Source organism: Citrobacter sp. Cb031, from assembly GCF_030336725.1.
Classification (GTDB): Bacteria; Pseudomonadota; Gammaproteobacteria; order Enterobacterales; family Enterobacteriaceae; genus Citrobacter; species Citrobacter braakii.
Genome location: NZ_JAOWDA010000019.1, coordinates 291,175 through 306,105, shown reverse-complemented (window position 1 = coordinate 306,105; position 14,931 = coordinate 291,175). Strand labels below are relative to the sequence as shown.

14 protein-coding genes are annotated in these 14,931 nt (G+C 55.3%); 2 read left to right on the top strand and 12 right to left on the bottom strand.

What is annotated here, in order from left to right; translation table 11 throughout:
* Positions 1 to 6: 6 nt before the first annotated feature.
* Both elaB and OGV93_RS02705 read right to left on the bottom strand, forming a co-directional pair.
* Positions 7 to 312: a stress response protein ElaB gene (elaB, locus tag OGV93_RS02710; protein ID WP_003027683.1), complete on the bottom strand. Its 306-nt coding sequence runs from the start codon at positions 310 to 312 to the stop codon at positions 7 to 9.
* 63 nt (positions 313 to 375) lie between these two features.
* Positions 376 to 837, bottom strand: a complete 462-nt coding sequence (locus OGV93_RS02705; protein ID WP_016153827.1) for a GNAT family N-acetyltransferase — start codon at positions 835 to 837, stop codon at positions 376 to 378.
* Positions 838 to 904: 67 nt separating this feature from the next.
* On the opposite strand from OGV93_RS02705, the gene rbn reads away from it, so the two are divergent.
* Both rbn and OGV93_RS02695 read left to right on the top strand, forming a co-directional pair.
* A complete protein-coding gene (gene rbn, locus OGV93_RS02700) occupies positions 905 to 1,822 on the top strand; it encodes a ribonuclease BN (protein WP_053389244.1) in 918 nt (305 codons plus the stop codon).
* 64 nt (positions 1,823 to 1,886) lie between these two features.
* Positions 1,887 to 2,891, top strand: a complete 1,005-nt coding sequence (locus OGV93_RS02695) for a chemotaxis protein (protein ID WP_016157041.1) — start codon at positions 1,887 to 1,889, stop codon at positions 2,889 to 2,891.
* 92 nt (positions 2,892 to 2,983) lie between these two features.
* On the opposite strand, the gene nuoN is transcribed toward OGV93_RS02695, so the two are convergent.
* From nuoN to nuoE, 10 genes are all read right to left on the bottom strand, one after another.
* Positions 2,984 to 4,441 (bottom strand): NADH-quinone oxidoreductase subunit NuoN, encoded by a 1,458-nt coding sequence (nuoN, locus tag OGV93_RS02690; RefSeq protein WP_016153830.1) that lies wholly within the window; start codon positions 4,439 to 4,441, stop codon positions 2,984 to 2,986.
* Positions 4,442 to 4,447: 6 nt separating this feature from the next.
* Positions 4,448 to 5,977 carry an NADH-quinone oxidoreductase subunit M gene (gene nuoM, locus OGV93_RS02685; RefSeq protein ID WP_016153831.1) on the bottom strand — a complete coding sequence of 510 codons (1,530 nt, stop codon included), beginning with the start codon at positions 5,975 to 5,977 and terminating at the stop codon, positions 4,448 to 4,450.
* A gap of 76 nt (positions 5,978 to 6,053) precedes the next feature.
* On the bottom strand, positions 6,054 to 7,895 hold the full coding sequence (nuoL, locus tag OGV93_RS02680) for an NADH-quinone oxidoreductase subunit L (protein WP_287109339.1): 1,842 nt from the start codon (positions 7,893 to 7,895) through the stop codon (positions 6,054 to 6,056).
* Positions 7,892 to 8,194 (bottom strand): NADH-quinone oxidoreductase subunit NuoK, encoded by a 303-nt coding sequence (gene nuoK, locus OGV93_RS02675; protein WP_006683663.1) that lies wholly within the window; start codon positions 8,192 to 8,194, stop codon positions 7,892 to 7,894. The genes nuoL and nuoK overlap by 4 nt, the downstream gene beginning before the upstream one ends.
* Entirely contained in the window at positions 8,191 to 8,745 is a 555-nt protein-coding gene (gene nuoJ, locus OGV93_RS02670; protein WP_016153833.1) for an NADH-quinone oxidoreductase subunit J, read from the bottom strand. The genes nuoK and nuoJ overlap by 4 nt, the downstream gene beginning before the upstream one ends.
* Positions 8,746 to 8,756: 11 nt before the next feature.
* On the bottom strand, positions 8,757 to 9,299 hold the full coding sequence (gene nuoI / locus OGV93_RS02665; RefSeq protein WP_005129470.1) for an NADH-quinone oxidoreductase subunit NuoI: 543 nt from the start codon (positions 9,297 to 9,299) through the stop codon (positions 8,757 to 8,759).
* Between the two features lie 14 nt (positions 9,300 to 9,313).
* Positions 9,314 to 10,291: an NADH-quinone oxidoreductase subunit NuoH gene (nuoH, locus tag OGV93_RS02660; RefSeq protein WP_016153834.1), complete on the bottom strand. Its 978-nt coding sequence runs from the start codon at positions 10,289 to 10,291 to the stop codon at positions 9,314 to 9,316.
* Positions 10,288 to 13,014, bottom strand: a complete 2,727-nt coding sequence (gene nuoG / locus OGV93_RS02655; RefSeq protein WP_032931989.1) for an NADH-quinone oxidoreductase subunit NuoG — start codon at positions 13,012 to 13,014, stop codon at positions 10,288 to 10,290. The genes nuoH and nuoG overlap by 4 nt, the downstream gene beginning before the upstream one ends.
* An 80-nt stretch (positions 13,015 to 13,094) precedes the next feature.
* Positions 13,095 to 14,432, bottom strand: a complete 1,338-nt coding sequence (gene nuoF, locus OGV93_RS02650) for an NADH-quinone oxidoreductase subunit NuoF (protein ID WP_016153836.1) — start codon at positions 14,430 to 14,432, stop codon at positions 13,095 to 13,097.
* Positions 14,429 to 14,929, bottom strand: a complete 501-nt coding sequence (gene nuoE / locus OGV93_RS02645; protein WP_003028069.1) for an NADH-quinone oxidoreductase subunit NuoE — start codon at positions 14,927 to 14,929, stop codon at positions 14,429 to 14,431. Before nuoE ends, nuoF begins: the two co-directional genes overlap by 4 nt.
* Positions 14,930 to 14,931: the final 2 nt, after the last annotated feature.

Genomic DNA, 14,931 nt, shown 5'->3' with positions numbered 1-14,931 from the left:
TGGAATTTATCGCCGTGCTAACAATAATCCCATCACTAAACCGACCGTGGCGCCAACGCCGATTCCGCGCCAGGGTTTTTCATGCACATAATCATCCGCCCGGCAAACGGCTTTCTTTGCGCGGTAATAGTAGCTGTCAGAGGCGTGGCTGACACGATTTCTCACCTCTTCTAACGCCCGCTCTGCCCGCGCTTTTAACTCAAGGTATTTTTGATCGGCTGGATCGCCGGAAGAACGCAGCACCTCCTCCAGCGTTTCACTCAATAATTCCAGATCGTCATCGATACGTGATTCATAAGAATGAAAAGACATTTTATTCTCCCTTTCTATTGACGTACCCGCTAACTATAGACAATCAGGCGTGTTTGCGCCTGTTTACGCCTGATGTGCTTCCCGCGCCATTCCGACGTGTGGAATACCGTCTTCGTCATAGATATCCGTGACCGGCACAAAGCCAAAGCGCGCATAGAATGATTGCAAATGTGCCTGCGCCCCCAGATACAGCGCCTTGTGCGGCCAATGCTGCGTACAGGAGGCCAGCGTCTGAGTCATTAGCTGTTGCCCCAATTTTTCACCCCGCAGCGCTTCGCTTACGATCACCCGCCCAATGACGACCGGCTCAAGCTCATCATCGCTTTTCAGAATCCTCGCATACGCCACCAGTTCATCGTTATGCCAACCCAGAATGTGCCGATTTTCACCACTCAGGTCATCACCATCCACATCCTGATACGGACACCGTTGCTCAACAACAAATACCGCACAGCGAAGCTCAAGAATGGCGTACAGCTGCTGTGTATTGAGCTTTGCATGGTGGAGATCTTGCCAGTGAATCATAGTCTGCCCCTTTGTTGTGATAACCTGAACACCCTGCCTTATTGATGGCGAAAAGTGTAACGCGAAGATGGAATTACTATTTTTAGGCACGTCTGCGGGAGTCCCCACGCGCTCACGCAATGTAACGGCAATTTTACTGAATCTGCAACACCCGACTCAGGCGGGGCTGTGGCTTTTCGATTGTGGTGAAGGAACGCAGCATCAGATGCTGACCACGCCATTTAACCCAGGAAAACTCGAACGTATTTTTATCAGCCATCTACACGGCGATCACCTGTTTGGTTTACCGGGGCTGCTGTGCAGTCGCTCAATGGCCGGGAACGTCCAGCCACTGACGCTTTACGGACCAAAGGGATTGCGAGAGTTTACCGAAACGGCTTTGCGTTTGAGCGGCTCCTGGACCGATTATCCGCTGGATATTGTCGAAATCACCGCGGGTGAAATTGTTGATGACGGCCTGCGTAAAGTAACGGCGTACCCGCTGGAGCATCCGCTGGAGTGCTACGGTTTTCGTGTTGAAGAACACGACAAACCGGGGGCACTTGACGCCAGCGCCTTGAAGGCGGCTGGTGTTAAAGCGGGCCCGTGGTTCCAGGATTTGAAAGCCGGGAAAACCATCGTGCTGGAGGATGGTCGAGCGATTAACGGTGCCGATTTTCTCGCCCCTGCCACCAGAGGAAAATCTGTGGCTATTTTCGGCGACACAGGACCTTGCGCGTCCGCCATTGAACTGGCACGCGGTGTGGATGTGATGGTACATGAAACCACACTGGACTCCTCAATGGAGGAAAAAGCCAACAGCCGCGGTCACAGCTCGACCCGACAAGCCGCCCATTTGGCGCTTGAGGCCGGAGTGGGACGCCTGATCATGACCCACGTTAGTTCACGCTACGATGAAAAAGGCTGTCAGCGGTTACTCGAAGAGTGCAAAGCAATATTTCCAGACACTGAACTGGCTCACGATTTCGCCATTTTCACCGTTTAATGCTCCATTTTTCCGCCTCAGTGCCGATAACAGTGGAAAGGCTGGCTTTCACACTGAGGACAGGATGAACAATTTCCAGAAAGATATTGATGACAGGACAAACCTAACCCTGTCTAACCGTTTTGAACTGCTGCTGTTTCGCCTTGGCAAATCCGTCGAGGAGCAGAAATCAGAACTGTTTGGCATCAACGTATTCAAACTGCGTGAAATCGTACCGATGCCGACCTTTACGCGTCCCGCAGGTATGAAAGCCCCGTTGCTGGGTATGGTTAACATTCGCGATCAGGTGATCCCGGTGATTGATCTGCCTGCCGTCGCGGGCTGTAAGCCAGAGACCGGACTCAACATCCTGTTGATCACGGAATATGCCCGCAGCGTTCAGGCGTTTGCGGTAGAGTCGGTAGAAAACATTATGCGTCTGGACTGGCAACAGGTGCATACCGCCGAGAAAGCCGTCAATGGTCGCTACATTACCAGTATCGCCTGTCTGGACGACAACAAAGAGACTAACAATCTGGCGCTGGTGCTCGATGTCGAACAGATCCTGTACGACATCGTACCGTCGAACCACGACCTGCGCGCAACAGAGCTGAAAACCAATAAGTTCAACATTACGCCGGGTGCGGTGGCGATTGTGGCTGATGATTCCAAAGTGGCTCGCGCGATGCTGGAAAAAGGGCTTAACGCCATGGAGATCCCACACTTGATGCATGTGACGGGCCAGGATGCGTGGGAAAAGATACAACAGCTATCTGAAGAAGCAGAAGCGGAAGGTAAACCAATCAGCGAGAAGATTGCGCTGGTGCTCACCGATCTGGAAATGCCGGAGATGGACGGTTTTACGCTTACCCGTAAGATAAAAACCGACGAACGCCTGAAGAAGATCCCGGTCGTTATCCACTCCTCACTTTCCGGTAGCGCCAATGAAGATCACGTACGCCGAGTGAAAGCAGATGGTTACGTGGCCAAATTCGAAGTCAATGAGCTGTCTTCAGTAATTCAGGAAGTGATGGATCGCACAGCGAAAGGCATCAGCGGCCCGCTGGTGAGCCGTCAACTTTCGGCCTGACACCCCAGCAACTTGAAGTATGACGAGTATAGACAGGTAAAAAAAAGAGTCTGGACATTGTCCAGACTCTTTTTCGATCACAGCATGATGAATTACATCAGCGGAGCCGCTAACTGCACGATGCTGATCAACGGTTGCGGGTAGATACCCAGCACCAGTACCAGCAGGGCAGAAATCAGCACCACGATACCGCCCGCGCTGTACTGCCAGTTGGACGGTGCATCGCGATTCAGCTGCTGCGGTGCGCTCAGATACAGGCTCACGGCAACGCGCAGGTAGTAGTACAAACCAATCGCGGAACCCACCACCACGGCGGCAACCAACCACCACAGATTAGCCTGCACACCCACCGCCAGTACGTAGAACTTACCGATAAAGCCCAGCGTCATCGGAATACCCGCCAGAGACAGCATCATCACCGTCATTACCGCCGCGAGGATTGGACGATGCCAGAACAGACCACGGTAGGAGAACAGAGAGTCTGCATCCGGGCCGCGGTACGGGCTGGACATCAGGCTGACCACACCGAACGCACCGAGGCTGCTGAACAGATAACCGGCCAGGTAAACGCCAACCGCTTCCATCGACATCTCGCCGCTCTGCAGGGCAATCAGCGCCACCAGCAGGTAACCAAGGTGAGAGATAGAAGAGTAACCAAGCAGACGTTTGATGTTGGTCTGGCTCAGCGCCATCAGGTTACCGAAGATAATAGAAGCAAAGGCAATCACACCCAGCACGATCCGTACCGCTTCGCTATCACCTACCGGTGCGTACAGGAACAGACGCATCACCACGCCGAAGATAGCGATTTTGCTCGCCGTCGCCAGGAAGGTGGAAACCGGAGCCGGAGCGCCCTGGTATACGTCTGGCGTCCACAGGTGGAATGGAACCAGTGAGAGTTTAAAGCCGAGGCCAACAATCATCAGACCGAAGCCCGCCAGCAGCAGCGGTTCTTGCAGCATACCGTCGCCGAGGCTCTTACCGAGCGCGACAAACGACAGGTTGCCAGACTGCGCGTACACCAGCGCCATACCAAACAGCAGGAAGGAAGACGCTGCGGCAGACAGAATGGTGTATTTGATACTGGCTTCCAGCGAACGTTTCTGACGGAACGCATAGCCAACCAGACCAAACAGCGGCAGAGAGATAAGCTCAATACCAAGGAACAGCGCCGCCAGATGGTTAGCGTTAGCCAGCAGAATACCGCCGAGCGCGGCAATCAGCACCAGCAGATAGAACTCTTCCCGGTTGTCGTCGTAGCCTTCCAGCCACGGGTAAGCGAAGGTACAGGTGGCAAGACTCGCCAGCAGCACCAGCCCGGTGTAGAGCATGGCGAAACCGTCAACCCGCATCAGCGGGGTGACGTCCATAGCGCCCGCCTGGCCAACAAACCAGAGCGAAACCAGTGCGGCGTTAAGCCCAATGACCGACAGCGTGGCATTGAGGAAGTGATTGCGTCGCCACGCAATGGAGAGCATCACAACCACCACCGTCAAGCCGACGATCAGCAGCGGTAGCAGCGCAATCAGGTGTTGTGGAGTTATTGTCATGGCGATTTACGGCCTTGTAGTAGTAACGGAATTAACAAACCACTGCTGGATGTTGCTCATCGCAGAATGCGAGGTATCCAGAATCGGCTGCGGATAGAAGCCAAGCAGTACCAGAAGCACGACCAGCAACAGGATGATAAACAGCTCACGCAGCGACATCCCTGGCAGTTCAACACTGGCAATCTGGCTCTTCGCCTTACCAAAGTAAGCGCGATGCAGCATCGCCAGCGAGTAAACAGAAGCAAACACCAGACCAAATGTCGAGATCACGGTAATAACCGGAACCACCTGGTAGCTGCCGAACAGAATCATAAATTCGCCAACGAAGTTACCTGTACCCGGCATACCCAGCGTACACACTGCAAAGAACATTGACAGTGCAGGCAACCATTTCATTTTGCCCCACAGGCCGCCCATCATACGCATATCACGCGTGTGCAGACGTTCGTACAGCTGACCACACAGGATGAACAGACCGGCTGCGGACAGGCCGTGCGCGATCATCTGAATCACCGCACCCTGGTATGCCAGCTGGCTGCCGGTGTAGATAGCAATCAGTACGAAGCCCATGTGGGATACGGAGGTGTAAGCAATCAGACGTTTGATGTCGTACTGATTAAAGGCCATCCACGCGCCGTAGAAGATGCCGATGACGCCAAGCCACATTGCGATAGGTGCAAACTCCGCTGACGCATTCGGGAACAGCGGCAGGGAGAAGCGCAGCAGACCGTAGGCTGCGGTTTTCAGCAAGATACCAGCCAGGTCAACGGAACCTGCGGTCGGTGCCTGGGAGTGAGCATCCGGCAACCAGCCGTGCAGCGGAACCACCGGCATTTTCACCGCGAAAGCGATGAAGAAGCCCAGCATCAGCAGGTATTCCACGCCGTGGGACATCGGAGTATTCAGCAATTCTTCATAGTTGAAAGTCCACACGCCGGTCGCTTTGTAGTGCACAAACACCAGCGCCAGGATGGCAATCAACATCACCAGACCACTCGCCTGGGTATAAATGAAGAACTTGGTTGCTGCCGTGATACGCGTTTTACCGTCAGAGGCTTTATGCCCCCATAGCGCGATCAGGAAGTACATCGGCACCAGCATCATTTCCCAGAAGAAGAAGAACAGGAACATGTCGATGGCAAGGAACACGCCGATTACGCCGCCTAAGATCCACATCAGGTTCAGGTGGAAAAAGCCCTGGTATTTTTCGATTTCATTCCAGGAGCAAAGTACCGCCAGAACACCGAGCAGACCGGTCAGCACCACCATCAGCAGCGACAGACCGTCGATAGCAAGATGAATCGAGATGCCAAAGCGTGGGATCCACGGCAGGACAAACTCAGACTGCCACTGCGGAATGCCAGTGGATTGCGTCAGTGAATAGCCGCCCTGCAACCAAAGTTGCAGGCCAAGCGCCAGCGTCAGTCCCATGGTAATCAGCGCGATCCAACGCGGCACCTTCACGCCAAAGCGTTCGGTCTGCCAGCACAGGAAGCCACCGATAAAGGGAATCAATATTAGCCAGGGTAGTAACATGGCGATTTTTATTCCTTTTTAAGGCCCCTAATAGAGGCCTGATTTTCAACGAATTTGGATAAAATTCACTTTACGATCAACGCAGTACCATCAACAGAGCCAGCACAACGACGGCGCCGATGCTCATTGATGCTACATACCAACGCAGATAGCCGTTCTCGCTTAACAACAGGCCTTTACCTGCAAAGCGGGAAAGGATCGCCGGAATGTTCATCATTGCGTTCAGCGGATCGCGTTTCAGCAGCCATGCAACGCCCAGGAACGGCTTGACGAACACTTTGTCGTACAGCCAGTCGAAGCCCCAGGCGTTATACCACCAGGTACCCAGCAGACGGCCTGGCGCACTGTTGGCAATCGACGTCACCAGAGTACGTTTACCCAGCCACAGCCATGCAGCGATCAGAATGCCTGCAATCGCGACGATACCGGAGGTAATTTCCAGGGTCATCACGCGACCATGCTCAAGCTCGGTCGTCGCAGGCAGTACACCCTGCAGCGGTGGCACAATCAGTGCGCCAACGAAGGTGGACAGGATCATCAGCACAATCAGCGGCAGATGATGTGTAATCCCCTTCCCTGCGTGAGCGTGAATTTGCTCTTTACCGTGGAACACGATGAAAATCATACGGAAGGTGTACAGAGAGGTCATGAACGCACCGACCAGACCTGCAACCATCAGATTAATATGACCGTTCGCCATCGCACCGGCCAGAATCTCATCCTTACTGAAGAAGCCTGCGGTAATCAGCGGCAGAGCCGACAGCGCCGCGCCACCGATCAGGAAGCAGAGATACACCAGCGGAATAGACTTACGCAGACCGCCCATCTTGAAGATGTTCTGTTCGTGGTGACAGGCCAGGATAACCGAGCCGGATGCCAGGAACAGCAGCGCTTTAAAGAAGGCGTGCGTCATCAGGTGGAAAATCGCCGCGTCCCACGCCTGAACCCCGAGAGCCAGGAACATATAACCAATCTGGCTCATGGTGGAGTATGCGAGAACGCGTTTGATGTCGGTCTGTACCAGCGCGGCGAAACCAGCCAGTACCAGAGTGATAGCCCCGAGAATCCCCACCAGATGCAGGATTTCCGGCGTCATCAGGAACAGGCCGTGAGTACGTGCAATCAGGTAGACACCGGCGGTAACCATCGTCGCGGCGTGGATCAGCGCGGAGACAGGCGTCGGACCTGCCATCGCGTCAGCAAGCCATGTCTGCAACGGCAGCTGCGCGGATTTACCCACCGCACCGCCCAGCAGCATCAGGGTTGCCCACATCAGCATGTTGTTACCATCTGCAAAGTGAGCAGGTGCCAGTTCCACCATTTCGCGGAAGTTCAGCGTGCCCAGCTCGTTGTAGAGGATAAACAATGCGAAGGCGAGGAACACGTCACCCACACGGGTCACCACGAAGGCTTTCATTGCCGCAGCGCCATTCTTCGGATCGGTGTAATAGAAACCGATCAGCAGATAGGAGCACAGGCCCACGCCTTCCCAGCCGAGGTACATCAGCAGCAGGTTATCCGCCAGTACCAGAACCACCATGCTGGCGATAAACAGGTTGGTGTAGGCGAAGAAACGGGAGTATCCCTCTTCACCGCGCATATACCAGGAGGCGAACATGTGGATCAGGAAACCCACACCGGTCACCACACTGAGCATGGTCAGCGACAGGCCGTCCAGCACCAGGTTAAAACCGATATTGAAGTCACCGACAGACATCCACGTCCACAGCGGCTGGCTGTAGGCCTGTTGACCATTAGCAAAGAAGTCAACGCCAACAAACGCGGTCACCAGCGCCGCCAGGCCAATCGACCCGACGCCCACGGTCGCGGACAGATTTTCTGACCAACGACCACGAGAGAACGCCAGTAATACAAAGCCAATAAATGGCAGAATAATGGTTAAGGCAAGCATGTTCATCCACGCATCTCACTTACTGAATCGATGTTCAGGTTCTGGCGACGGCGATGAAGTTGCAGCAACAGCGCAAGTCCAATGCTCGCTTCCGCAGCCGCAAGGCTGATGGCGAGAATATACATCACCTGACCATCGGTCTGGCCCCAGTAGCTTCCGGCGACCACGAAGGCCAGCGCGGAGGCGTTAATCATGATTTCCAGCCCGATCAGCATAAACAGCAGATTGCGGCGGATAACCAGACCGGTTAAGCCCAGTACGAATAAGACAGCCGCGAGGATCAGTCCATGTTGTAAGGGGATCATGCGTGCTCCTCCGTTTTTCTTTTCGCGCGGTCATCGGTGCGATTGCTCAGCACTTCACCAGAACGCTCTTCGCGCCCTACGTGGAAGGCTACAACCAGACCTGCCAGCAGCAGCATCGAAGCCAGCTCGACCGCCAGTACATACGGTCCGAACAGGGAAATACCGACAGCTTTCGCGCTAATTGGCGTCCCGTCGATGCCCTGATCGTTAACACCCAGAATGGCATAAACAATAACCGCCAGCATGATGGCCGACAGAATCGCCGGTCCAATCCACACCTGCGGTTTCAGCCACTGGCGTTCCTGTTCAATTTCAGAACCACCGAGGTTGAGCATCATGACCACGAACACGAACAACACCATGATGGCGCCCGCGTAGACGATTATTTCCAGCGCCCCCGCGAAGTAAGCACCTAACGAGAAGAACACCCCGGAAATCGCCAGCAGCGAAATAATCAGGTACAGCAGTGCGTGTACCGGATTGGTGTGGGTGATCACCCGCAAGGTTGCGAGAATGGCTATCAGGCCACAGATATAAAAAGCGAACTCCATTGCCCCTCTCCTTACGGTAACAGGCTCTTGACGTCGATAGGCTTGGCTTCGTTCTCTGCTTCGCCCTTATCTTTGCCGTCGATTGCCATACCTGCCATCCGGTAGAAGTTATATTCCGGGTATTTACCCGGACCGGAGATCAGCAGATCCTCTTTCTCGTAAACCAGGTCCTGGCGCTTGTACTCACCCAGCTCGAAATCTGGAGTCAGCTGAATAGCCGTTGTCGGACAGGCTTCTTCGCACAGGCCGCAGAAAATGCAGCGTGAGAAGTTAATGCGGAAAAACTCCGGATACCAGCGGCCGTCTTTGGTCTCTGCTTTTTGCAAAGAGATACAGCCTACCGGACACGCTACCGCACACAGGTTACAGGCAACGCAGCGCTCTTCGCCGTCTGGGTCACGGGTCAGAACGATACGACCACGAAAACGGGGCGGTAGATAGACCGGCTCTTCCGGGTACATCTGCGTTTCGCGTTTCGCGAACGCATGCAGGCCGATCATCCAGATACTGCGTACCTGGGTGCCGAAACCTACTAACAATTCTTTTAAGGTCATGGTCTTTGTGTCCCTTATTGCGCCTGCCAGAGAATGACAGCCGCCGTTACCAGCAAGTTGACGAGCGTCAGCGGCAGACAGACTTTCCAGCCGAAGGACATTACCTGGTCATAACGAGGACGCGGTAACGACGCACGAATCAAAATGAACATCATCATGAAGAACGCGGTTTTCAGCGCGAACCAGACGAATGGCGGTAAGAACGGACCATGCCAGCCACCGAAGAACAGGGTAACCATCAGTGCAGAAATGGTGACGATGCCGATGTACTCACCCACGAAGAACAGACCGAATTTCATACCGGAGTATTCAATGTGGTAACCGTCGGCCAGTTCCTGCTCGGCTTCTGGCTGGTCAAACGGGTGACGGTGACACACCGCCACGCCCGCGATGGCAAAGGTGACAAAACCAAAGAACTGCGGAATAACGTTCCAGATATCAGCCTGGTTGTTGACGATGTCGGTCATGTTAAATGAACCGGCCTGCGCCACCACGCCCATCAGGGAAAGTCCGAGGAATACTTCGTAGCTCAGCGTCTGCGCAGACGCGCGCATCGCACCGAGCAGCGAGTATTTGTTGTTACTGGACCAGCCTGCGAACAGCACCGCGTATACCGCGAGGCCTGCCATCATCAGGAAGAACAGGATCCCGATGTTCAGGTCAGCAACCACCCAGTTCGGACTCACCGGCACGATGGCGAAAGCCAGCAGCAGCGAGGTGAAGGCGATCATCGGTGCCAGGGTAAAGATGACGCGATCCGAGAATTTCGGGATCCAGTCTTCTTTAAAGAACATCTTGATCATGTCCGCAACCAGCTGGAGCGAACCGCCCCAGCCAACACGGTTCGGTCCGTAACGGTTCTGGAACAGACCGAGCAGACGACGTTCGCCAAAGCTCATGAATGCCCCGCAGGTGACCACCACCAGCAGAATCACGACCGCTTTGAGAACGCTCAGCAGGATCTCAATCAGATCGGGTGTAATCCAACTCATTGTTGTGCCTCCTGCAGATCCTCAAGACGTGCACCAGCCAGAACCGGCGCGATGCCAGGCATACCCATTGGCAAACCAACCTGCCCTGCCGTTAATCCTTCAGCGATTTCAACCGGCAGCGTAACCGTGTTGCCATCGTAGCTGAAAGAAACGCGCGTACCGGCATTAACACCCAACTTCGCGGCATCAGCCGGGTTGAGTTTGATGTACGGCTGCGGCATACGGGTCTGGAAGACAGGCGCACGCTGGGACATTTCGTCACTACCAAACAGATGATAGTAAGGCGCGACACGCCACTGACCATCCTGAGCCTGGAAGCTCGCCGGAACGGTTGTGAAGTAATCCAGACCATCTGCAGAAGCTTCGATCAGACGCACGCCCGGATCGCCATGACGCAGTTTACCGCCCACTTCATCCTGGAACTTGTTCCACGCCTGTGGGGAGTTCCAGCCCGGAGCCCAGGCAAACGGAATTTGCGAACGCGGCGCAGACGGTTGGTTGTTCCCTTCCATAGAGAAAGCGAACATGGTGTCTTTGTCCTGCGGCTGACGCGGTTCGTGGACGCTGATGTTGGCGCGCATTGCGGTACGACCACTGTAGCGGTGCGGTTCACGTGCCAGTTTCTGTCCACGGATACGGAAGCTTGCATCCGGCGCGGCATCTTTAATACCCGCCAACTGCGGTAACTTCTCAACGACCGCGTCGATAACATGGTCGAGCTGCGTCCAGTCCACTTCACGACTCTGCACGGTACTGTGCAGCGAGTGCAGCCAGCGCCAGCTTTCCAGCATTACGGTGTTGCTGTCGTAGTAGGATGGGTCATAGACCTGGAAGAAACGCTGGGCGCGCCCTTCGTTGTTAATTACCGTACCATCGCTTTCAGCGAAGCTAGCGGCGGAAAGCACCAGATGGGCGTTTTCCATAATAGCCGTGCGCTGATGGTCAACGACCAGTACCAGCGGCGCTTTCGCCAGCGCGGCGTTCACACGCGTTGCTGAAGCATGGCGATGCAGGTCATTTTCCAACACCACAACGGCGTCAGCACGACCTGTTTCCAGCTCGGTCAGCGCGTCGTCGAGGGAACCACCGCCAATCATACCCAGCCCCATACTGTTGACAGAGCGAGCAATCATGGTGATTCCGACGTCTGCGCCACGGCCTTTCAGCGCCTTCGCCACGTTGGCAGCAGCCTGAATCACGTCGGCGCTACCGGCGTTGGTACCGGAAATAATCAGTGGTTTCTTCGCCCCGGCCAGAGCCTGAACGATGACGTCAATTTTGTTCTGCAGGTCACGGTCGATACCGTCAACCGCCGGTGCGTTGTTATCCAGCGCGTGGGCGATCGCGAAACCTAAACGCGCCTGATCTTCAACCGGCGCACGGTAGGTCCATGCCGCGATATCATCCAGACGGGTATTATCGACGTTGGTAACGAACAGCGGGTGCTTGGCGCGCTGGCCGATGTTGAGGATTGCCGCAATCTGCCAGTCGGCCACTTTCTGCGCCGCCGCCATTTCACGCGCTTTACCTTTCACCGCCTGACGCACTGCCAGCGCAACGCGCGCGCCGGTTTGGGTGACATCTTCGCCCAGGACCAGAACCGCATCGTATGACTCGATTTCGCGCAGTGCCGGGGTATGAATACCGCCGTCACGCAACACGCTCAGAGCCAGTTGCAGACGTTCCTGCTCGCCCTGGGCAATACCGGTATAGAAGTTATCCGCACCGACCAGTTCACGCAGCGCGAAGTTACTTTCAACGCTGGCACGCGGGGAGCCGATACCAATCACTTTCTTCGACTGACGCAGAATATCTGCCGCGCCCTGCATCGCCTGTTCGGCGTTCAGCGTGATCAGGTCATCGCCACGACGCTGTACCGGCTGACGCGGACGGTCTTTCAGGTTCACGTAACCATAGCCAAAACGACCACGGTCGCAGAGGAAGTAGTGGTTTACGGTACCGTTGTAGCGGTTTTCGATACGACGCAGTTCACCGTAGCGCTCGCCCGGGCTGATGTTACAACCGATAGAACACTGCTGGCAGATGCTCGGCGCAAACTGCATGTCCCATTTACGGTTATAACGCTCGGAGTGCGTTTTATCGGTGAAGACGCCGGTCGGGCAAATTTCCACCAGGTTACCGGAGAATTCGCTTTCGAGCGTACCGTCTTCCGGACGACCAAAGTAGACGTTGTCATGTGCGCCATAGACGCCCAGATCCGCACCATCGGCGTAATCTTTGTAGTAACGTACGCAGCGATAGCAGGCGATGCAGCGGTTCATTTCGTGAGAGATGAACGGCCCCAGGTCCTGGTTGCGGTGAGTACGCTTCGTGAAGCGGTAGCGACGGAAGCTATGACCGGTCATGACGGTCATATCCTGAAGGTGGCAGTTACCGCCCTCTTCACAGACCGGACAGTCGTGCGGGTGGTTAGTCATCAACCACTCCACTACGCTTTCGCGAAACTGCTTCGCTTCTTCGTCATCAATTGAAATAAAGGTGCCTTCGGTGGCCGGTGTCATACAAGACATCACCAGGCGACCACGCGTGTCTTCCGCGTTTTGATATTGCTTCACCGCACACTGGCGGCAAGCACCGACGCTTCCCAGCGCCGGGTGCCAGCAAAAGTACGGAATATCAAGGCCGAGAGACAGACAAGCTTCCAGCAGGTTGTCCGCTCCGTTGACCTCATATTCTTTGCCGTCTACATGAATCGTAGCCATAGTCAGCATGCTTCCAGTTGGCTCGGTCTAAAACCGAGCGTTAATCGAATTTCTGATCGCGATTCAGGGTTACCCTGCTATTACCAGCGCTCTTTCAGCAGGTTCGGCTGAATACCACCAATCTGATGGGTATTGCTGAAGGACTGCTTGATGCCAGCTTCGAATTCTTCGCGGAAATATTTAATGGCGCTCTGCAGCGGCTCCACCGCACCCGGTGCGTGTGCACAGAAGGTTTTACCCGGGCCGAGGAAACGACACAGTTGCTCAAGCGTCTCGATATCCCCAGGCTGTCCTTCGCCACGCTCCAGCGCGCGCAGAATTTTCACACTCCACGGCAGACCGTCACGGCACGGCGTACACCAGCCGCAGGACTCGCGGGCAAAGAACTCTTCGAGGTTACGCACCAGAGGAACCATGCCAATCTCGTGATCGACGGCCATTGCCAGCGCGGTGCCCAAACGGCTACCGGCTTTACCAATGCTTTCGAATTCCATCGGCAGATCGAGGTGCGCTTCAGTCAGGAAGTCAGTACCCGCGCCGCCCGGCTGCCAGGCTTTGAACTTCAGGCCATCGCGCATGCCGCCCGCGTAATCTTCGAGGATCTCGCGCGCGGTAGTACCGAAAGGCAGTTCCCACAGGCCAGGGTTCTTCACGCGACCGGAGAAGCCCATCAGCTTGGTGCCCGCGTCTTTGCTCTGCGAAATGTTCTGGTACCACTCCACGCCGTTCGCGAGGATAGCCGGTACGTTACACAGGGTTTCGACGTTGTTAACGCAGGTCGGCTTACCCCAAGCGCCAGAGCTTGCCGGGAACGGCGGCTTAGAGCGTGGGTTAGCACGACGACCTTCAAGGGAGTTGATCAGCGCCGTCTCTTCACCGCAGATATAGCGCCCTGCCCCGGTGTGGACAAACAGTTCGAAGTCGAAACCGGTGCCCATGATGTTTTTGCCAAGCAAGCCGGCTTCGGTTGCTTCGGCAATCGCGCGACGCAGATGCACAGCCGCTTCGATATATTCACCACGCAGGAAGATGTAACCACGGTACGCTTTCAGCGCAAACGCGGAGATCAGCATGCCTTCCACCAGCAGGTGCGGCAGTTGTTCCATCAGCAGACGGTCTTTATAGGTACCCGGCTCCATTTCATCGGCGTTACACAGCAGGTAACGGATGTTCATGGATTCGTCTTTCGGCATCAGGCTCCACTTCAGACCGGTGGAAAAGCCCGCACCGCCGCGCCCTTTCAGGCCAGCGTCTTTTACCTGATTAACGATTTCGTCCGGTGACAGCCCGGTCAGGGCCTTACGTGCACCTTCGTAGCCGTTCTTGCTACGGTATTCGTCCAGCCAGACCGGCTGTTTGTCATCACGCAGACGCCAGGTCAGCGGATGCGTTTCGGGAGTACGGATAATGTCTTTCATTTATACCGCTCCAGCAGTTCGGGAATGCCTTCCGGGGTCAGGTGAGCATGAGTATCCTCATCGATCATCATGTTCGGCCCTTTATCGCAGTTCCCCAGGCAACAGGTCGGGAGCAGCGTAAAACGACCGTCAAAGGTCGTCTGCCCCGGCTTGATGTTGAGTTTTTTCTCAAGCGCAGCCTGGATCCCCTGATAGCCGTTGATATGGCACACCACGCTGTCGCAATAGCGGATCACGTGGCGACCTACCGGCTGGCGGAAGATCTGGCTATAGAACGTGGCAACACCTTCTACGTCGCTTGCCGGGATCCCCAGCACATCAGCGATCGCATAGATCGCCCCATCCGGCACCCAGCCACGCTGTTTCTGAACGATTTTCAGCGCTTCAATGGACGCCGCACGCGGGTCTTCGTAGTGGTGCTTCTCGTGCTCAATCGCTTCACGCTCAGCCGCACTCAGCTCAAAAGCCTCGGTTTGTGGTTGTTGATTCTCGTGCATAA